Annotated in this window: 21 protein-coding genes; 17 read left to right on the top strand and 4 right to left on the bottom strand. The window is 45.3% G+C overall.

Features of this window, described 5'->3' with window-relative positions:
- Nucleotides 1-48 precede the first annotated feature (48 nt).
- From HBAL_RS09185 to HBAL_RS16340, 4 genes are all read left to right on the top strand, one after another.
- Entirely contained in the window at nt 49-1,290 is a 1,242-nt protein-coding gene (locus HBAL_RS09185; RefSeq protein WP_015827668.1) for an SMODS domain-containing nucleotidyltransferase, read from the top strand.
- Nucleotides 1,274-1,876, top strand: coding sequence for a hypothetical protein (locus HBAL_RS09180; protein WP_041301521.1), 603 nt, complete (start codon nt 1,274-1,276; stop codon nt 1,874-1,876). Before HBAL_RS09185 ends, HBAL_RS09180 begins: the two co-directional genes overlap by 17 nt.
- Nucleotides 1,788-2,801 carry a CBASS cGAMP-activated phospholipase gene (locus HBAL_RS09175; protein ID WP_015827667.1) on the top strand — a complete coding sequence of 338 codons (1,014 nt, stop codon included), beginning with the start codon at nt 1,788-1,790 and terminating at the stop codon, nt 2,799-2,801. The genes HBAL_RS09180 and HBAL_RS09175 overlap by 89 nt, the downstream gene beginning before the upstream one ends.
- 62 nt (nt 2,802-2,863) lie before the next feature.
- Nucleotides 2,864-3,745, top strand: coding sequence for a hypothetical protein (locus HBAL_RS16340; RefSeq protein ID WP_015827666.1), 882 nt, complete (start codon nt 2,864-2,866; stop codon nt 3,743-3,745).
- A gap of 12 nt (nt 3,746-3,757) precedes the next feature.
- Here the strand turns inward: HBAL_RS16340 and HBAL_RS09160 are convergent, their stop codons facing one another.
- Nucleotides 3,758-3,955 carry a hypothetical protein gene (locus HBAL_RS09160; protein ID WP_015827665.1) on the bottom strand — a complete coding sequence of 66 codons (198 nt, stop codon included), beginning with the start codon at nt 3,953-3,955 and terminating at the stop codon, nt 3,758-3,760.
- Between the two features lie 233 nt (nt 3,956-4,188).
- Here HBAL_RS09160 and HBAL_RS09155 point away from each other — a divergent pair, with 233 nt between their 5' ends.
- Nucleotides 4,189-4,662, top strand: a complete 474-nt coding sequence (locus HBAL_RS09155; protein WP_149037392.1) for a hypothetical protein — start codon at nt 4,189-4,191, stop codon at nt 4,660-4,662.
- Between the two features lie 209 nt (nt 4,663-4,871).
- On the top strand, nt 4,872-5,120 hold the full coding sequence (locus tag HBAL_RS09150; RefSeq protein ID WP_015827662.1) for a DUF3297 family protein: 249 nt from the start codon (nt 4,872-4,874) through the stop codon (nt 5,118-5,120).
- 74 nt (nt 5,121-5,194) lie between these two features.
- Here HBAL_RS09150 and HBAL_RS09145 read toward each other — a convergent pair whose 3' ends face one another.
- The 3 genes from HBAL_RS09145 to HBAL_RS09135 form a co-directional block, all read right to left on the bottom strand.
- Complete coding sequence (locus HBAL_RS09145; RefSeq protein WP_015827661.1) at nt 5,195-6,121, bottom strand: acyl-homoserine-lactone synthase; 927 nt, start codon at nt 6,119-6,121, stop codon at nt 5,195-5,197.
- Between the two features lie 155 nt (nt 6,122-6,276).
- On the bottom strand, nt 6,277-6,765 hold the full coding sequence (locus HBAL_RS09140) for a hypothetical protein (protein ID WP_015827660.1): 489 nt from the start codon (nt 6,763-6,765) through the stop codon (nt 6,277-6,279).
- Between the two features lie 244 nt (nt 6,766-7,009).
- The gene (locus HBAL_RS09135; protein WP_015827659.1) at nt 7,010-7,231 is read right to left on the bottom strand and encodes a hypothetical protein; all 222 of its coding nucleotides are present in this window, start codon (nt 7,229-7,231) and stop codon (nt 7,010-7,012) included.
- Between the two features lie 252 nt (nt 7,232-7,483).
- On the opposite strand from HBAL_RS09135, the gene moaB reads away from it, so the two are divergent.
- The 11 genes from moaB to HBAL_RS09080 all read left to right on the top strand — a co-directional run bounded on the left by moaB (nt 7,484) and on the right by HBAL_RS09080 (nt 19,201).
- On the top strand, nt 7,484-8,044 hold the full coding sequence (moaB, locus tag HBAL_RS09130; RefSeq protein ID WP_015827658.1) for a molybdenum cofactor biosynthesis protein B: 561 nt from the start codon (nt 7,484-7,486) through the stop codon (nt 8,042-8,044).
- 2 nt (nt 8,045-8,046) lie between these two features.
- The gene (gene moaC, locus HBAL_RS09125) at nt 8,047-8,553 is read left to right on the top strand and encodes a cyclic pyranopterin monophosphate synthase MoaC (protein WP_015827657.1); all 507 of its coding nucleotides are present in this window, start codon (nt 8,047-8,049) and stop codon (nt 8,551-8,553) included.
- Between the two features lie 628 nt (nt 8,554-9,181).
- Nucleotides 9,182-10,342 carry an OmpA family protein gene (locus HBAL_RS09120; RefSeq protein ID WP_015827655.1) on the top strand — a complete coding sequence of 387 codons (1,161 nt, stop codon included), beginning with the start codon at nt 9,182-9,184 and terminating at the stop codon, nt 10,340-10,342.
- 158 nt (nt 10,343-10,500) lie between these two features.
- Nucleotides 10,501-11,673 carry a Ppx/GppA phosphatase family protein gene (locus HBAL_RS09115; protein WP_015827654.1) on the top strand — a complete coding sequence of 391 codons (1,173 nt, stop codon included), beginning with the start codon at nt 10,501-10,503 and terminating at the stop codon, nt 11,671-11,673.
- Between the two features lie 55 nt (nt 11,674-11,728).
- On the top strand, nt 11,729-12,484 hold the full coding sequence (locus HBAL_RS09110) for an RlmE family RNA methyltransferase (RefSeq protein WP_015827653.1): 756 nt from the start codon (nt 11,729-11,731) through the stop codon (nt 12,482-12,484).
- 126 nt (nt 12,485-12,610) lie between these two features.
- Nucleotides 12,611-14,077, top strand: a complete 1,467-nt coding sequence (gene guaB, locus HBAL_RS09105) for an IMP dehydrogenase (RefSeq protein WP_015827652.1) — start codon at nt 12,611-12,613, stop codon at nt 14,075-14,077.
- Nucleotides 14,078-14,295: 218 nt separating this feature from the next.
- Nucleotides 14,296-15,615, top strand: a complete 1,320-nt coding sequence (locus tag HBAL_RS09100) for a hypothetical protein (protein WP_041301515.1) — start codon at nt 14,296-14,298, stop codon at nt 15,613-15,615.
- A 70-nt stretch (nt 15,616-15,685) separates the two neighbouring features.
- Nucleotides 15,686-16,222, top strand: coding sequence for a hypothetical protein (locus HBAL_RS09095; RefSeq protein ID WP_015827650.1), 537 nt, complete (start codon nt 15,686-15,688; stop codon nt 16,220-16,222).
- On the top strand, nt 16,215-17,522 hold the full coding sequence (locus HBAL_RS09090) for an RsmB/NOP family class I SAM-dependent RNA methyltransferase (protein ID WP_015827649.1): 1,308 nt from the start codon (nt 16,215-16,217) through the stop codon (nt 17,520-17,522). Before HBAL_RS09095 ends, HBAL_RS09090 begins: the two co-directional genes overlap by 8 nt.
- Nucleotides 17,523-17,754: 232 nt before the next feature.
- Nucleotides 17,755-18,225 (top strand): hypothetical protein, encoded by a 471-nt coding sequence (locus HBAL_RS09085; protein WP_015827648.1) that lies wholly within the window; start codon nt 17,755-17,757, stop codon nt 18,223-18,225.
- 34 nt (nt 18,226-18,259) lie between these two features.
- Nucleotides 18,260-19,201 (top strand): pyridoxal-phosphate dependent enzyme, encoded by a 942-nt coding sequence (locus tag HBAL_RS09080; protein ID WP_149037391.1) that lies wholly within the window; start codon nt 18,260-18,262, stop codon nt 19,199-19,201.
- Nucleotides 19,202-19,270: the final 69 nt, after the last annotated feature.

Below are 19,270 nucleotides of genomic sequence, written 5' to 3'. Positions count from 1 at the left end.
CAAAAGCAGCACTTCTTAGTTGTAAATTAACTATAATTGGAGGTTGGGTTGAGTTCTAATACAAATAGTGAAGCGCTTAGTGAGCAAGACCAATTGTTAATAGATGTGGCGCAACAGCTGCAGTTAACGAACACCGAATACAAAAACAATGTATTTCGGTATGAAGCGCTGGCAAATTTTATTGATGCCGACGGTTCCGTATTGAAAGATCAAGTGCTCGGCATTTACCCTTCGGGCTCTATGGCAATTGGGGCTGCCATACGCGGGCAGATTAAACGGGATGTTCCTGACGTTGATGTGGTATTGGTGTTAGATATTGCCGCTGATTCCTCTCCTATCGATGTGCTTACTCTTGTTAAGGAGGCTATTACCAGGGGAGGAGATGATGACACTTACAGGAATTGCAAAGTAGAAGTTAATTCACGTTGCGTTACGGTGGAATACGCAGATGGTAGTACTGTAGATTTGATGCCAGTGGTGGTGATTAAAGATGACCCCACAATTCCTATCTGGCAGTTATTCCATTATAAAAATGATGTTACTCCTATTGAGAGTTACTATAAAAAAATCAGTCCCATTGGTTTTAAGAATGCAGTTAAAAAAGCTATTGAAGAAGAAGGGGGGTCTATTCTTTTTGAGCGAGTGTCTCGTGCAATGCAGGATAGATACACTGTTTTGGCTGAAAAGGCAGAGGTAGAAGAATTTCCGAAAAACGATGATTTTGAAGAAAAATCTCCTAGAATTATCGTTTTGCAACTTCTCAAGCGCTTTAGGGATTTAAGATTTCGAAGAGCAGATAGGAACGGAAAGCGGAAACCACCTTCTATTGTTTTAGCAGCTCTCGCAATCGAAGCCCCATTTGGAAGGTGTCACTCTTTTACAGATGAATTACGAAGCGTAACTGAGAGCATTGTAACTGAATTAAGCTCACAAATAAATCAGCCCATAGAAGTAAGAAATCCGAGCTATTGGGAAGATGTGTTTACAGATAGATGGCCGGAAACAGACTCATATGATCAGGAGTTGTGGTGCAATGATCTAAAAAAACTTTTGGCAGAACTCAATAAACTAAAAAGTGAGAGAAGGCCTTTGGAGCAAATAAAGATCTTAGAAAGTTTGTTTGGGGAAGAAATAGCAAAAACAGCGGTTGCGGCATTTGCTCAAAGAACGGAACAGGCAAGGAAATCTGGTAAGTTAGCGGTAGCGGCATCTGGGCAGGCGGTAATTTCTTCAACTGTAAGTCGATTTTCATCGGCATCTTCAGGGCGTTTTGGTGGCGATACTCACTAAACCTATCGATAAACAAATCGAAGAAATTCAAGAATATTTCGATAATTTGTATGTTGAATCAAGTGAACAAAGTACCGAAGTGTTTTGGTATCCAAAACCTGCGGGTAAAGTATTCAGTGTGAACATTCTGATAGATCACAAAAAGTTAGGTAGGTTTTATGACAAGAATGCTCCCTCACCGGTGAAATGCATAGTTTTTTTTCCTGAACTTTCGCTTTTAACGGATAACGAATTTTATGATTTACCCCACATTTGGCTTCCATCGTTGTACAGTGAAGTAGGCAGTTATTATCACTGGTTACAAAAAGGTGAGCGTCCGCCTCTTTTTGATAGAAGTGAATTGGTGATCTGCGCATACGAAAAATACTATCTTGATCGATGTGGGGTCGATTTATTTGAAATTATGAAACTTGTCGCAACCTATTTGAATATGTTGGAGTATTGGCGTGCTGGTTTAGGTTGGTTTGGTGGCGGATACGGACATACGAGGAATAAAGATGTCGAAACTATCCTTAGAAAAAAGGTCAAGCGGGACAATCTATCGTCAACGTGCCCAGCAGCACTGGAAACCAGAAAAGCCTTTTAAAATTCTCTGTATAGATGGTGGTGGCATTAAAGGTATATTACCCGCCTCCTTGTTCTCATTGGTAGAGAAAAATATTTTGGGCGGGGAACCAATCGCAGATTATGTTGATATGATTTGTGGAACGTCTACTGGAGGTATAATTGGTCTTGGTCTTAGTCTAAATAAATCTGCTGATACAATTAAGGATCTGTACCTAAATCGAGGCGACGAAATTTTTCCGAGAACACTTCGATTAGGTGTGGTCAAAAAAAAATACGATAGAGCTCCTTTAGATAATATATTGAATGAAATTTTTGACGTAGCACTTTTGGGAGATTGTCGCACAAGAATGGTGATTCCAAGCTTTGATCATCACTTGGAGCCGACTATTTTTAAAACGGATCATCATTCTGACTACAGGAGAGACTGGAAGAAAAAGGCAGCGGAAATTGCGGCAGCGACGTCAGCAGCCCCAGTGTATTTGGGAGCATACTTTTCAGAAGATAGAATTCAATGGGATGGTGGTCTCTTTGCAAACCACCCTTTGATGAATGGAATTGTGGATGCTCTTAGTTGTTACGATGTTTCAAGGGAAAACATAAAAGTATTGTCCGTAGGTTGTGGTAATGTTGCCGGAAAAGTTTCGTCAAAACCGAATGTGATGGCTGAAGCGGGAATCAAAGACTGGGCATTAAATTTGATACCGACTGCATCCTCTCTTCAATTGCAAGATTCATTGGGACAAGCTGGCCTGCTTATAGGCAGACAAAACATATTGAGAATCGACCCTGATTTGGAGACAGAAATTGCGTTGGATGATGTTGCTAAAGCAACGAATATTTTACCTAATTTGGCCAAATTGGAATTTGATAAAAATAGGGAAAAGCTGGAAGAGTTTTTCGAAACTAAAACTAGTGCCCGTGAAATGCATCACTCTAAAGGTTAGAGATTATCATTTCTTAAGTCAAACTAATCCCACCCAAGCGCGTTGCCATCATACTCCCGTGAATGAGCTATTATTCAAGATTGTCGATTGAAAAGAAGGCGCAGCTGCTTGGCTATGCCAAGGCGCGCTATGTGGCGGGGGAGACTCTGGATGAATTGGTGGAGAGTTTGCCAGTTTCCAAGGCGACTTTGCATCGCGCGCAAGTTGAGCAAGGGTGGCGGCGCAAGGATTTAGACGCGCAGGCGGCTGGTCTGGAGAATGCGGGCACGCCGGAATGGTTGGTTAAATATAGGGCGGAGCTGGCGCGTGTGCCTTCGGGTGTGGATCGCGCATTGGTCAATCAGCCGGACCGTTTGGCGGAGCTGAAAGCGCAAGCTGAGGCTTTGCCGGAAAGCCTTGATATTACCGATATGAAACAGGCGGCGCAAAAGGCGGGGGAATTGGCGGCGCGCTATCAATTAATGGGTGAGGTGAAACTGGCCGATGCGCAGGCGCGTCTGGCGGAGCGTTTTGTGCGTCTGGCGCTTGGGATGGCGCGCGTGGATGGGAAAGCGACCATTGAGGCAGAAGAAGAGGTTGATACCAGGCCGAGTCTGGAAGAAATGCGCGAAGTGATAATACAGCGTATGCGCCGGATGCCTGCTGCTGGGCCGGGCAATGAAGGGCGCACATTGGGCGATTTGGATGATGAGGAGGAGGAGCGGGCGAGGGCTGAGGCGGCGCGCGCCAATGAGGGCTTGGACGGGCAAGATTTAGATGCGGGGGAATATGGGGCTGAGGCCGTTGATGTGTCTGATGAGGTTTATGGGGCTGGCGAGGTTGAAGATATAGCGGGGGATGATGGTGTGGAGGCGGGCGATATATCGCCCTATTCCAGCGCTGAAGAATGGGAGGCAGCGCTGGAAAGGGGGAGGCAAGCGTGTGTTCGTGTGCGTCAGCTATAGATATTGGATGAATTAGCTGGCGTGTTTTAGGTCTTGCACGATTTTGACGAGTTGGATCATCAGGCCTTTGGCAGCTACGGCAGGCGGTGTTGTGCCTATGCTGCGCGACATGGTGCGCGAGAGATAGCGGACTGTGACATTGGGGCCGTCAACTTCGTAAGAGCCTGTGTAGGTTTGGCCGTCTAACTGGATTTGCGTTGGTATGGACATTGGTCATGTTTCCTTCAGTGGTTGATGATGGCGTGACGCACGCACTGGGCGGCGCTGTCTTGCTCTGTCGGCAACGTTCGGGAGGTCTGATTTATGAAATATATACTAGCAGATATACGCTAAAAAGGGAAGTTTCAGAATGATACGCCAATAGCGCGAATATGGCCCGATTTATGCAGTGGTTTGGTTAGACACGCCAAATCATGGCGGTAAAACAAGAATTAGGGGCTAAAATGAAACGTACTATAATTTTTATCGCCTTGTTGGCGGTTATGCTGATTATCCCATTTGTTATGAGTGAACGCTTTAGTTCGGCAGATGCGAATGTGCAAGTTATCGATATTGAGAACGCACCTGTTATCAAAACACCGCAAAGTGCGAAAAAAGGTCAGGTTTGGACGTTGGCGGGTAGCAATGTCACGAACGGTTTTTTCATTGTGTCTAAGGTTGAGCGCGTCAATGGCGTGATTGTTGTGCATGGATATTTGGATGGCTTGATCCGCAATGTGAACACACGCAAATCTGTCGTTGCGGATGAAACTTATATCAGCTTATCGCTTGGTGCATTTAACCGCAGTGTCGTGCAGCTTGTGGGTGATACATTGCCGCGTGAAGCATCAGATGATGCTTATGCAGCATGGAGTGCGGCTGGTGCAGATGTGTCTAATCAAACAATCGCTGAGATTGCGAACTACCGTTTTTCCTAGGGTATCCTATATTTTGGGGGCAAGGTTTGAGAAAAGCTTGCCTCTAAACGCAAAACAGGTGACATAGCAAATTCAACGCTGGGCAATATCATTGCTGGGCGATAATTAAGAGGTTCATCGCCTCACCTATATGCCGCGCGCTTTATGAAGTCATCAGCCTCGCCGATTTGCTTGGGGCATATAGAGATTATGAATAAAGAGATTTTGCTATGACTGACACACCTCCAGATCGCCTTTCACTGGATCCATCATCAGAATATTTTGACGCAGACATAATTCAGCGCGGCGTAGGTATTCGGTTTAAAGGTGTTGAAAAGAACAATGTCGAGGAATACTGCCTTTCCGAGAATTGGATTAAAGTGTCCCTACCTAATACGCGTGACCGCAAAGGGCGCCCGATGCAAATGAAATTGCAGGGTGAGGTTGTCGCCTATTATCAAGATGATAAAGCCGAATAAGTTTTGGGCGTAAAAGATAGAAAGGCACCATAAATATGGTGCCTTTTTTTGTGACCTGTTTCAGTGGCTTGGTATCAAGACGCTTTTTGCGACAGATCTGTCGCTGGAGCGTCATTATTGGCTTGCATTTGCAGTGTTTCTATTGATTGAAAATCTGAAATTGAGTGTTCATGCAATCGCGATTGCAATATCTCATTAAATGAATGGATAAGAGCGATGGCACCGGCTGGATTGGCTATTGCTCTTTGAGCCATTTCATCGGCAAGAGATTGAACGATTTTTTGCGCATTCACTTTCGACATTAATTTCATTTTTGCGGCGGCTAATTCTTGTGCGGCTTCATTCTCTATTTGATCTGGGCTGAGGTAGAATGGTTTAGGCTGAACTTCAAATAGTTGTTTTTGGGTAATGCCAGTGGCCGCTCGTGCTCTGGCTAAGGCTGTTGGACCTGTTTCAAGAAGCAAAGCCTGAGCAATCCCTTTGCCTTCATCAAATTCAACTGGAGGCCCCAAGGGTGAATAATGCATATCCACGCGCGCCATTCTTTCCACGAAAGATGGATCACATACGGTTGTTAGGTGAGAAATACCTCTCGATACGGCAAATTCATGGACACCTATGATTGTTTCGCGGGCAATTTGAATTGCTTTTGAAAAATCCTTTGAGCGGCGATATCGCGTCGCCATTATCCAGCGAGTTAAATCCCATACCTCTTCTCGTTTTGGTAATTCGCCATCTACAAAGTTCGAGAGTTTATCGGCAAGAAGGTTGGGGCCAGTTGAAGAATTGAGGCGGTATGCAGAGGCAACCCGTCCATCAAAATCCAAATTGATAAGATAAACGACGTCACCATCGTCAAATTCATCTGTTTCTTTACCATTGATACTTTGTAGGGCGTCCCAGCCTTTTGCTTGTACGAAATATTCATGGCGCATACGGAACATTTCATCGAGTTGCGGTCCATAAAGATGTTGGTTTTCACCTGTAACAACGTGGATCATTTCACTATTCCTTTTGGGTTGATAAAAACAACCTAAGCATGCATTAGTGGTTAATCAACACTTTATTTATACTTATGGTTGTATTTTTGAGCGTGCATAAAAAAATCCGCCCAACTTAGAGCGGGCGGATTCAATCAGTTCGAAATGAAAGTTACTTAACTGGCGCGAACGTCTTTACTGAGACGTCTGGAGAAGGCCGTGAAGGCGCGTTTTGCGTCGCTCCAAGTTGATCCATGTCTAGCGTCACGTATAGAGCTAGAAAACAGCCTTGATTCTGATTCAGTTATGATTTCTCCATTGAGATCATAACTTGTGCCTATCAATTTAGCGCCGCCAATAGAAACACTTCTAAATTGATCCAAGCCAGGGGTGTTGCTGACTTGTTCAAATGTTGGATGGTTGGGGCTTATATCCTCAATAAGAAGATCAATTCGAGAAATATTGAGACCATCTTTTTCTATTGTTTTTATGAGGCGCTCACGCAGGGCCTTTTCCAGAACCTCTTTCTCTCGGTCGCCATAGGTTTCAGAAAATTCTTCTAAAACATCATCGGAATATCTGATCTGTATTTCTTGAGCAGATGCTGACTGGCTTGCGAGCCCTATCAAAGTGGCTCCCATTAAACTCATTAAAAAATGTCTCATAGTCATGCTCCTTAAAGAGTTGGTATTCACCGGTATCTTACAGGAAGTATGCTTTGATTAGCTGAATTTGTGAAGGCATTTACAATATTTGTGATGATATTGTGATAAGAGGGGGTCGCGCTTGCTTTTATAATTCAGGGATAAAACCGGCCAAGGCGTGTGGACAGTTTTTGGCTATTTTCAGGACAATAAAAAAGGCCCCGAAGGGCCTTGGCGTGTAAATATGCAGAAATTCAAGCAGCTGCTACTTGTTTTTCTTTTCTGCTTTTTTTTGCTTCTTCCAGTCTTTTTTCATTTGTTCTTCATCTGATGTCGTGACCTGATCAACAGCTGCACCAGCCACTTTAAAAGGGGCTTTTACAGTGCCTTCAACGACATTTCCGGCTACGCCGATTGCTGATGAAATACAGCCACCAAGTCCTAAGGTCAGCACACAGCTTGTTGCGATTGCAATTTTACTCTTCATGTATGAAGCTCCCTATCAAATGCAGGACTATAAGCACATGATGTGGTTAATAATACCAGAACGATTTAGCAGAGTATGTGTTGTTTTAGAATAATAGCTCTGCAATGGGACCACATATCATGAATATATTGAGTGATGATACCTGACTGTCTGTGAAACCTAGTTTAGAATGATAGCAATATTTTATTGTCGATGATTGATGTGTTTCTCGTAATACGTCAGACATATCAGGTGTGATTAGAGGAAATTAGTATGTCGCAGACTCCAGAGATCCCAGCGCCAGGTGGACGTATCCATGAAGACAGACCGTTTAAGCCGGTCAATATTGCCATTCTAACTGTGTCTGACACACGAACGGATGATAATGATACTTCAGGGCATATTCTGGTTGAGCGTGTCAAAGAGGCTGGGCATAATCTAGCCGCTAAGAAAATAGTCACGGACAATCAAACTATTATTGAGCATGTGGTTGGGGATTGGATTAAAGACCCTGAAATAGATGCCGTCATTACGACAGGTGGAACAGGGCTAACCGGACGAGATGTAACACCTGAAGCGCTGCGTCCACTTTTTGAAAAAGAGATCGATGGTTTTAACACTATCTGGCATTTAGTGAGCTATCAAAGTGTTGGTCTTTCAACGCTTCAATCTCGCGCATGTGCTGGTGTTGCGAATGCGACATTTGTCTTTGCTTTGCCCGGTTCAAATGGTGCATGCAAGGATGGTTGGGACAAGATAATCCGCTGGCAATTGGATAGTCGCCATGGGCCTTGCAATATGGTGGAGCTAATGCCGCGCTTGTTGGAGAAATAGCGATGGCTTCGACCAAGAGCGCCGAAAATGCATTAACGCCAAGGCTGACTCATATAGATGAGGATGGGCGAGCTTTCATGGTTGATGTGTCTGAAAAATCTGAGACACGTCGAACAGCAGTTGCTAGCGGTATTCTCTATATGGGTGATGACGCGTTTAAGGCGGCAATATCGGGCGGTGGCAAAAAAGGTAATGTCATAACGACAGCTGAAATTGCTGGTATTATGGCAGCCAAGAAAACATCCGACCTTATCCCCATGTGTCATCCTTTAGCTATTTCAAAGGTGAGCGTTAAGGTGGAGCCTTTGGAAGAGGGGGGCGGATTAGGTGTTCGGGCAGAAGTTGTCACAACAGGAAAAACTGGTGTGGAAATGGAGGCGCTTACTGCTGCAAGTGTGGCCTGTTTGACTCTTTATGACATGCTAAAAGCGATAGATAAAAGTATGGTTTTGGCTGAAATCAAACTTATGGAAAAGTCTGGTGGCGTGTCTGGAGATTATTTTCGATAAGGCGTAATGTTTGCGGCATTAAAGCGTCGTTGTTAATTATAAAACTGGTTTAAATTTCTTATCCTAGGGCGTGGTTTTGAGGGTCTTTCAACAATGATTCGCGAACAGAAAAGCTAAAAGCTAGGAAATTTGACGGAAAAAACGGAGCTTTTCGTTCCCCAAAAAGAACTTTCCGGAAATTTTTCCCTGTATTGCTGATTTTTCATGAAGTGAGACGTTTTGTCCTTAAGTCATGTATGTGAATTTCTGTTCATACTCTTTGGATTGAGAATTGTGTTTGATGAGTTATTCAGGAATAAGCTGGTTTCCCTTATTCTATAGGGGGTTTGGCTATCAATTTGTCGCCAGTTTTGGGGATGCGCATGATGGGCGAACTTACAGAATGAGTGTTTTTTAGGATTTTATCTTGCCAAATAAGTTTTATTTGGCTTCGGTGGGCTGTTGCTCTTAGGTCGCGTTTTAGTAAAAAAGACATGATACCTCGGTAACAAGCAGTTGAAAGTGTCGCCTTTCTTTTGAAAAGAGTGTATCGAAACTTATGGAATGCGGGGCGACCGCGTTCTTGATTCTTGATGTCTGCATTGCCTAATGTGGATTCAAAAAATACCTCAACTTACAGGGGATGGGTATGAAAAAGGCACTATTTTGCGCCACTGCGGCCGCCGCATGTTTGTCGGCACCATTTGTGGCTCACGCACAAGAAAATGACGGCTGGTATGGTCGTGTAGCTGTTGGAGTTATTGCGGACGGGAATTTTGACCCTGATGCACCTTCAAACAGTGTTAGTGGACAACTTGGCGGTGACGCTGATGCAGACACAGACGTAACCTACTTAGGTGCTATTGGTTATAGCTACGCAAACGGTTTCCGTTTGGAAGGTGCTATTGACCACCGTAATGCTGGCCTTGAAGTTGGTAACGACTTTATTGGTACAATAAAAGGTAATGGTCCTGAAGGTTCTGGTTCATTGCGCGCTACAACTTTGATGCTGAACGCAATCAAAGAGTTCGGCAACGATAGCGGTGTTACACCTTATATCGGAATTGGTGCAGGTGCAGCGGCTATGAGTGCGCGTGCAGCTAACCTTTACAGCCCGACATCTGGAACAGCAATTAATGGTCTAGATGATTCAGATTCTGGTTTCGCCGGTAACATTCTTGCTGGTTTGAAAATGGATTTGACTGACCGTTTGTCTTTTGACCTAGGATATAAATTCCTAGCGACTGATGAATTTGAGTTCGTTGGAAACGATGCAACTTACGAAGGTGAGTACCGCGAGCACTCAGTGATGGCTGGATTGAACTTCCTACTTGGCGCACCTGCTGCACCGCCACCACCACCGCCTCCGCCACCACCTCCGCCACCACCACCTCCGCCACCTCCACCACCGCCTCCTCCTCCGGAGACATTGGTTGAAGAAGCTCCAGTGGTTAACTGTGTGGCTCAGTCTCAAGACTTCGCTGTATACTTCGAGTGGGATAGTTCAGTTCTAACTGTACCTGCACAAGAAGTTGTAAACAGCGCGACACGTCGTGCTCTTGAAAACGGTTGTACAATCTCAATTGCGACAATCGATGGTTACACTGATACTTCAGGTAACAAAGCTTATAACGCTCGCTTGTCTGCACGTCGTGCAGCAGTTGTTCGTGATGCTTTGATTGCTCGCGGTGTTGATGCTTCTGTTGTAACAACAGACGCTAAAGGTGAAGAAGGCCTAGCTAAAGCAACAGCTGATGGTGTTCGTGAGCCGCTTAACCGTCGTGCTCAAATCATTCTTTCTGTTCGCTAAATTTAGCGAATAAGTCTAAAAATAAGATGGCCCGAAGATGTATCTTCGGGCCATTTTTTTGTCTTTACTGATTTTTTTCTCAATTGCTGCAGGTCCGTCACTATTTTTATTTTCGAATATTGCTATGTTCGCCTCAACTTAAAAATATGGATTGCCCAATGGCAAGAAAAATGACGGCACCCAAAAAGCCTTATCGGGGCTCTGGTGCTAAGAACAGGTCTGCGACTTTTGCTGCGCTGGATCTGGGAACAAATAATTGCAGGCTGCTTGTGGCAGACCGCGCGGGAGATGGATTCCGTGTGTTGGATAGCTATTCTCGAATCGTAAGATTGGGTGAGGGGTTAGCCTCTAGTGGACAATTGTCTGAGACGGCGATGGATCGTGCTGTTGAAGCTTTGAAGAATTGTAAGACAAAGCTCGATAAATATCGCAATTGTCAGGTCAGATGCATTACAACTCAAGCATGTCGAGCCGCGTCTAACGGCAATGAGTTTCTGCAACGCGTCAAAAAAACAACAGGTCTAAAACTCGAAACAATTAGCCCCAAAGAAGAAGCGAAACTCGCACTATTAGGGTCGTTGGATCTGGTTGATGATTCCAAAGATTTCACTCTTGTTGTTGATATTGGTGGTGGTTCTACAGAACTTAGCTGGGTTGATGCGAAAGCTGCTAAGCGTCGCGGCGTTTCAGGAAGTGCTGCTAGGCCCCCAATATTAGGCTGGGCGTCTTTTCCTGTTGGTGTTGTGACTTTATCAGAAACCTTCCCTGAGCATGCAGATGGAGGAGATCCATTCTGGTATGATAAGCTGGTTGAGTATGTCGTTAAATTATTGCGGGAAAACGATGCCGCTGATCGATTCGGACCATTATTTGAAGCGGGACGCGGTCAGTTGCTAGGGACATCTGGTACTGTGACCAGTCTCGCAGCAGTGCATTTAGGACTTTCCAAATATACTCGCTCTGCTGTGGATGGAGTTTGGGTTAGCCAAGAAGGTATGGATGCCGCTCGGGATAAGCTACGTTTTGCGACACCAGAAAAGCGGGCAACAGAGCCTTGTATTGGGCCTGATCGCGCTGAACTAGTCTTGGCAGGGTGTGCGATTTTGGATGCTGTTTGGCAAATTTGGCCGTCTGAGAGATTGCGTGCTGCTGATCGTGGATTAAGAGAAGGGGTGCTGCTTTCCCTTATTCACAGCAATAAACCTGCCGGCAAGAAAAAGCGTAAGCGCACGCGCAATGTCAAAAATCAAAATAATACAAACGCAAAACCCAAGACAAACGCACTAAATGGCACAGATAACTTATCTGACAGTTTGGATAAATTAAGTTAGATTAGATAAGACATTTTGGTATTCGATTTGATGCTTTGCACAAGAATGAAAATATATGACCGACGATACGCCTGAAAATTCAAAGCCAAATGATGGAAAACGTCGCTGGAAAGGTCCAAACGCGACTGATGCTGAGCGCGTGCGAGAGAAAACGTTTAGCACGAAGAAAAAAATCAAGAAGGGCGGCATTACCAAGAAGTCATCCCGTGCATGGATTGAGCGTCAGTTGAATGATCCCTATGTTCGGCGTGCACACGAGGCTGGATGGCGAGCAAGAGCAGCATATAAATTGCTCGAATTGGATGAGAAATTTGGCCTGCTTAAGAATACGCAGCGTGTTGTTGATCTTGGATGTGCACCCGGAAGCTGGACGCAGGTTCTGATGCAAAAATACGGCGCGCATTATGTCGTCGGAATTGACCTTTTGCCAGTTGATCCGATCGCGGGGGCGCACTTGATTGAAGGTGACGTCAACGACCCGGAAGCTATGGCAGAAATGATGTCGGTCTTGCAGGGTAAGCCCACCCTCGTTTTATCAGATATGGCGGCAGCCACGACCGGCCATAAGCAAACTGATCATGTTCGAACTGTTCAACTGGCAGAAATGGCTGTTCAGTTTGCCATAGATAATCTTGAAGTCGGCGGCAATTTTTGCACAAAAGTGTTTCAAGGCGGCGCGCAAGGTGAGTTAAAAGCTTTGATGGATGCCAATTTTGCTGAAGTTAAATATTGGAAGCCGCCATCAAGTCGTGCTGGTAGTCCAGAAATGTTTGCTGTCGCGCTGGGTTTTAAACAAACCAAGAAGCGCTAGCGTAATTTAGGTAACGATTTTCGCCATGACTAGCGATAAAACAGCAAAGAAAAGTCTCCATATTTGATTTGGGGGCTTCACAGATGCTGTTACCTCCCTTATTAGGCCAAAAAGGGAGCTTCATCCATGAAAATTCGCCAAGCCATTACGTTCGATGATGTTCTACTCGAGCCGGGTCCGTCGTCAGTTCTGCCCAATCAGGTAGCCATAAAAACAAAACTTACAAAAAAAATAGATCTGAATGCGCCTGTGTTATCGGCTGCAATGGATACTGTTACGGAATCACCTCTGGCAATCGCGATGGCCCAAGCCGGCGGTATCGGTATTCTTCATAAGAATATGACGATTGAAAAACAGGCCCAGCAAGTTACCCGCGTCAAGAAATTTGAAAGTGGTGTTGTTGCTGATCCTGTTACTTTGACACCGGATGCTAAGCTTGAAGATGTGAAGCGTATTAAAGAAGAATACGGTTTTTCTGGAATTCCGGTCGTTGAAAAGGGAAATGGCGGCAAAGTCGTTGGTATTATTACTAATCGTGATGTTCGTTTCTCTGATGATTTAAGCATGCCAGTATCTGAATTGATGACGACGAAGCTTGTCACCGTTCGAGAAGGTGTGTCGCAAGATGATGCGCGCCGTCTATTACATCAGCACCGAATTGAGCGTTTGATTGTTGTTGACGATAAAGAACGGTGCGTCGGTCTTTTGACCGTCAAAGACATGGAAAAAGCCGCGTCTAACCCAAATGCCGCTAAGGATTCTCAAGGCCGTCTTCTTGTAGGTGCTGCAACTGGTGTGGGAGAAGATGGATTTGCGCGTGCTGAAGCCCTAATCGCTGCCGGCGTAGATGTGGTTATCGTTGATACGGCACATGGTCATTCAGCTGGTGTGTTGAAGGCTGTCGAGCAGATTAAAAAGCTTTCTGGAGATACACAGGTTATCGCTGGCAATATCGCAACTTATGATGCTGCAAGAGCATTGATTGATGTTGGAGCGGATGCTGTGAAAGTGGGTATTGGGCCGGGGTCTATTTGTACAACGCGTATTGTTGCCGGTGTAGGTGTGCCCCAGTTAACAGCTATTTCTGATGCATCCAAAGCTGCGGCTGATCAAGGTGTGCCAATTATTGCTGATGGCGGTATTAAGTTCTCTGGTGATTTTGCAAAGGCGCTAGCCGCTGGTGCAAGCTGTGCCATGTTAGGGTCTATGCTGGCAGGTACGGATGAAGCGCCTGGTGAAGTGTTCCTGTTTCAGGGACGTTCGTATAAATCTTATCGTGGCATGGGATCAATTGGTGCCATGGGACGCGGGTCTGCTGATCGGTATTTCCAAGGCGATATCAAGGACACGATGAAGCTAGTGCCTGAAGGTATTGAAGGCCAAGTGCCTTATAAGGGACCGGTTGGCGCGATACTTCACCAAGTCATTGGCGGTTTGCGGGCTGCAATGGGCTATGTTGGTGCTGCCAATATTACTGAGCTTCACGAGAAAGCCCGGTTTATCCAGATTACAGGTGCGGGCCTACGCGAAAGCCATGTGCATGACGTGAAAATGACGCGAGAAGCGCCAAATTATTCATTCACTAGCAATTAGGTTTCTTTGATTGTTTTGATATTTTGAAGCGGGCTGGATATACTGATTATTCGGCCCGTTTTTTTGTTTAGAATACGTGCAAATGTGATGTAATGTTAAGCATTACTAAGAATTTGGTTTCACGTAATTGGATTTGAAGTGCAGGCAAGCAGGTATTTATTGCATGTTGGTCGCGATATATAAAACACTTGAGTGAAGAAATTTGTGGGGTAGGTGGCATGGCTATTCGTATTGTGTGTGCGGAGGCTGATATGAAAACCGCGTCTTCTCTGGCGCGGTTTCTTAAAAAGCAAAACATACCCACTGTAATTGGCGGTGTGATGGGCAGGACGCACTTGGATGGCGGTGCAAGTCAGATTGTCTTATGGTCCAATCTTCTAGCGCCTTATAAAAAGCGGCTCAAAGATCTACCAAACAGTCAGCTTGTTATACTGGATGGCGCTGGTGTGCCGCCGGAGCTTTCCAGCCTTGATCGCGTTGATGTTAAAAGTATTGGCATGCGCGAAAATAGAGCGTGGCGTGATGTTGCTAAAATGGTGCAACGAGATGTGTCGAGTGAGTATCATGACGTCGCGATAGATCGCGATGTTTTACCAAAAGCTGCGCCAATTAGCTTGGAGGAAACTTCTGTTGAGGTTTCACAAGATGAAGGTGTTGTTGAGGTTGAGGAGAGTCTTGTTGAGGTGGAGGTTGAAGCCGCCCCAACGCTAGAAAGTGTTGAAGATTTACCAGAACTTGATCTACCTGAATTAGATGCTGAGATAATCACGACGGAACCAGAAATGGAAAGCGTCTCAGAAATGGTTGAAGCCGATTCTGAACTGGAAGAGATATCTGTTGTTGAGGCAGATGCTTTGCCCGATTTGGATAGTTTAGACGAGCCTATTATTCCTGCGGAACCGGAAGAAACAAATTTAGCTGAAACTGAAGCTGAAAGCGTTGGTTTGGATACTCTGGAAACGCCACTGGAATTGGATTTGGGTGAATTGGTGGACTTGCCGACTCCAGATGAAGTTGAAACGATTGAAGTACCAGATGTCCAAGTGCAATTGGCCGAAGCATTGCCATTAAGTGATGTTGAAAAACAGGGGGCTGATGAAGAAGATACCGTAGCCGAAAATCTTGAAGAAGAATGTGAGCCCGCTGCAACGGTGAGTGAGGATGTTTTACCAAGTGTAGAACACCTAGAATTGCCTGAAGCTGAAATTCTTGAGGATGAGTTTGTTGTATCTGACAGCATCCAAGATGAGGCGATACCCGAACCGGTGCCCGAGCAAGAGCAAGAGGTTGGGCAAGAACTAGCGGTTGAGCCCGTATCTGAGGAAGTCGCGCCAAGCGTATTGGACGAAGTTCCAAGTTTTAGTGAGCTTTCTGCTGCGCACAATGTGGAATTGCCCAAGCAAGAAAACAAAACTTTTATCATGCCGGTATTGGTTTTGATTGTACTTATATTTGGATTGGGCGGCGCTGTTGGCCTATTGCATCCTGATAGTCCGTTTCACATAGAGTCGGACGCTGCCTTAGAAGAAGCTGAATAAGCCTTTAGAAAACATCTCTAATAAGCTATTGCTCATCTAATATTAGAATTTCGTTTCTGGAGTTGTATGGATGAGCGATCTCATAACTGAAGATGATTTGCCCACAACTTCAATAGATGAAGTATTTCGCCGGTTTGGAGAAGTGAGCTTTCGAGCGCAAGCCTTTGAGCAAACACTAGAAAACACTGTTTGGTCGATGATCAAAGCAGAAGGCGAAGCAAATCGAGACACTCGAGACGAGCTTGAAGGTCAATCTTTGGGAATGATCTATCGACGCGTTGAAAAGACTTTCGCTGAACAGGATCCTGTCTGGGCGGGTTCGGTGAAGGCTTTCATTCGATATCGCAACTATCTGGCACATACTTTCTTCATAGATGCGGCGCAAATACATACCAGCAAGGAAATTCGCATAAATGCATTGCTTTATCTGGATGAATTTGAGAAAGCATGCGCCACAGCTTCTTTCCACTTGTATCTGCTCACTGATGCGCTCGGGATTATGCATGCGGGTCGGTTCTCAGGAAGCATTGAGACGCGCTTAGCTAATTCAAAAGGCGTGACGCAAGATACGACGGTGACTTTTAAAAGGTTTAAACCAAATGCGTGACGGCGGAAAAATCGACGCAGCGATTAGTGTATTAACAGACGTGCTGACACGTCATCAACCTGTTAAATCAGCAGCAAAAGACTGGGGCAAGCGTGCGCGCTATGCGGGATCTAAGGACCGCGCTTGGGTATCTGGACTGGTTCTTGATGCTTTGCGCAATAAGTTGTCACTTGCTCATGCGATGGGATCAGACGAACCACGAGCGCTTGTTCTTGGTGCACTAACGCATGTTTGGAAATGGGATATTGGCCGCGTTGATGAAGCTTTTGATCAAGATCACGCGCCTTCAGCCCTAACGCTAGATGAACGTGAACGCCTTGTTATGGCACCAGACCCAGTTGCTCCTGCGCATGTGCGTGGTGACTATCCTGAATGGATGCATGGCATGATGGAGCGAGCTTTTGGTGAAGAAGCAGTCATTGAAGCGCAGGAAATGGCGGTGCGGGCACCGGTTGATTTAAGAATTAACACGCTCAAAGCTGAAGTTGAGAAAGTTGAAAAAGCACTGCGTTCTGTACACGCGGAGCCTATTCCAACACTTAAAAACGGATACCGTATTCCTGCGCCAGACCCTTCTGTACGTGCAAACTCTGTGGAAAGCATCCCCGCATATTCTAAAGGTTGGGTGGAAGTACAAGATGCTGGTAGTCAGATGGCGGCGGCTGGTGCAAACGCGCAGCCCGGTGAACAAGTTCTCGATTATTGTGCTGGCGGCGGCGGTAAATCACTCGCTATGGCGTCCACAATGCAAAATAAGGGACAGATTTACGCTTACGATATTGAGGGGCGTCGCTTGTCCGCAATGATTCCTCGTTTGCAGCGTGCCGGCGCGCGAAATGTGCAATTGCGACACCCTCAAGAGGATAAAGGGCTCAATGATCTTGAGTTGAATATGGATTTGGTGATCATTGATGCGCCGTGTTCAGGTGTTGGGACTTGGCGTCGCCGTCCAGATTCTAAATGGCGACTGAAAGAAAATTCCCTAAACTTACGTCGTCAACAACAAACAGAAATCCTGCACAAAGCTTGTAACTTCGTAAAACCGGGCGGACGTCTTTTATATATTACGTGCTCTTTCTTAATGGAAGAAAATGAAGATCAAGTCGCCTCATTCCTAGCTGATAGAAGTGACTTTTCTCAGGAAGACGTTGTGGACAGTGCGATACAGTCTGGTCAATTGACAGCCGAAGGTGAAGCGATGATGGCGCGTTGCAAACGTCCGGGTGGCTCTGTGCGCTTAACACCAAGAACAGCTGGAACAGATGGGTTTTTCATGGCGTTAATGCGCCGCGAAAGCTAAATTAGTGCGGCTTTTCCGTGCCTTGAAAGGGCGTCGAGATGTGGATTTCGACGCCCTTTTTTTATCAGTTTGAATTGTTTTTCGCCTTTGTCTTTTTTCACTTTTCCATTTCAGATTTTTGATGCATCATTATTTTAAATGACCATTGTTATTTCGACGTTTGCGTATTGTATATGAGGCGTGTTTAACGAGATGGGTTGCGTTTAAATGAAGCCAAGAGTGATCATTTTAGATGTCTGATATTCCCCCAAAAGATGCGCCGCTACCTGATACATTGAAACTTCGAAATGGTTGGATAGCCAGTTTGTTGATGACGGGGCTTTGCATCGCCTTTGTTTTGATATCCATAGGATATGTCATTGCTGGCAAAGGCATGTTGGCCATCTTTGCTATTGTTGTTTTTATTCCCGGTATTTGGTTGGGCATAGAGCATATTAGAACTGAAGGATCTTACATTCTATTAGAGCCGCATCAATTTACGCGTGGTGTTTATGGCCATGTTCGGACATGGTCTTGGAAAGAAGTGTCCAGTTTTCGTGCTGAAACATATAAGGGTAAAAAGGGAATTTGGTGCCGCCTAGATAAAGGGGATACTGGCGACGATATTCTGATTGAATCAGGTAGCCGAAACCCAGAAGAATTAGCTGATCTATTAAATCGCTTTAGACAGAGAGCTATTGGAGAACGTTTCACCTCATTATAGGTATTCATGTAGAAGAATGTGCTATGGGGTGGCTATGGTTATATCAGTTCACGATGTGCATGAAGCAGCAAAACGTATTGCGCCTTATGTGAAGCAAACACCTGTCATGACGTCTGAAAAATTTAACCAATTTGTTGGTGCTGACGTCTTTTTTAAATGTGAAAATTTTCAACATGTTGGGGCATTTAAAGCGCGTGGTGCAATGAATGCCGTATTTGCTCTAAGCGATGAAGATGCAAGTTATGGCGTGGTTGCGCATTCCTCAGGAAATCATGCGGCAGCTTTATGCCTAGCTGCGCGTAATCGCGGGATTTCTGCGCGCATTGTGATGCCGGAAAATTCAAACAAAGTAAAAATTGCTCAAGTGCGCGAATTGGGTGGTCAAATAGAATTTTGTATACCAACAGCGCAGGCTAGAGAGCAGGCGGCAGCTGCCATTGTTGAGGAAACGGGCGCGCGGCTCATTCACCCGTTTAATGATGCACACGTAATTGCTGGACAAGGCAGTGTTGCATTAGAACTATTGAGCGAAGTGTCAGGGTTAGATGCTATTTTAGCGCCGGTGGGTGGCGGCGGATTGATGTCTGGTTGTGCATTGACGGCCAAAGCGATTAAGCCAGACATTTTCACATGCGGGGCTGAACCAAAAGAAGTCAATGATGCAGCGCGATCTCTTAGATCGGGACAATTGCAAGGAAACGTCACTACCAATTCAATTGCCGACGGTTTGCGCGGTGATTTAGGGCAAATGGCTTTTGATATCCTCAAAAAGCATCTGGATGAGTTAGTTGAAGTGTCTGAAGCGAATATCGTCGCTGCAATGCGTTTTATCTGGAGTGATCTAAAAATCATAATCGAGCCAAGCAGTGCTGTCGCAATTGCGGCGCTAATGGCTGAGCGGTCAAGAATAAAAGGTGATCGGATTGGGGTGGTGATTACTGGAGGTAATGTCGATTTAGATGAATTGCCTTGGTAAAATTCATCTAGAAAAATTTGAAATATAGCGCAAAAATCAGGTCTCATGGCATTCTAAGGCTGTGCAAAT

It is taken from the genome of Hirschia baltica ATCC 49814, from assembly GCF_000023785.1.
GTDB lineage: Bacteria > Pseudomonadota > Alphaproteobacteria > Caulobacterales > Hyphomonadaceae > Hirschia > Hirschia baltica.
Note: the sequence above shows the minus strand (reverse complement) of the source record. Positions and strands in the feature narration are given on the sequence as shown.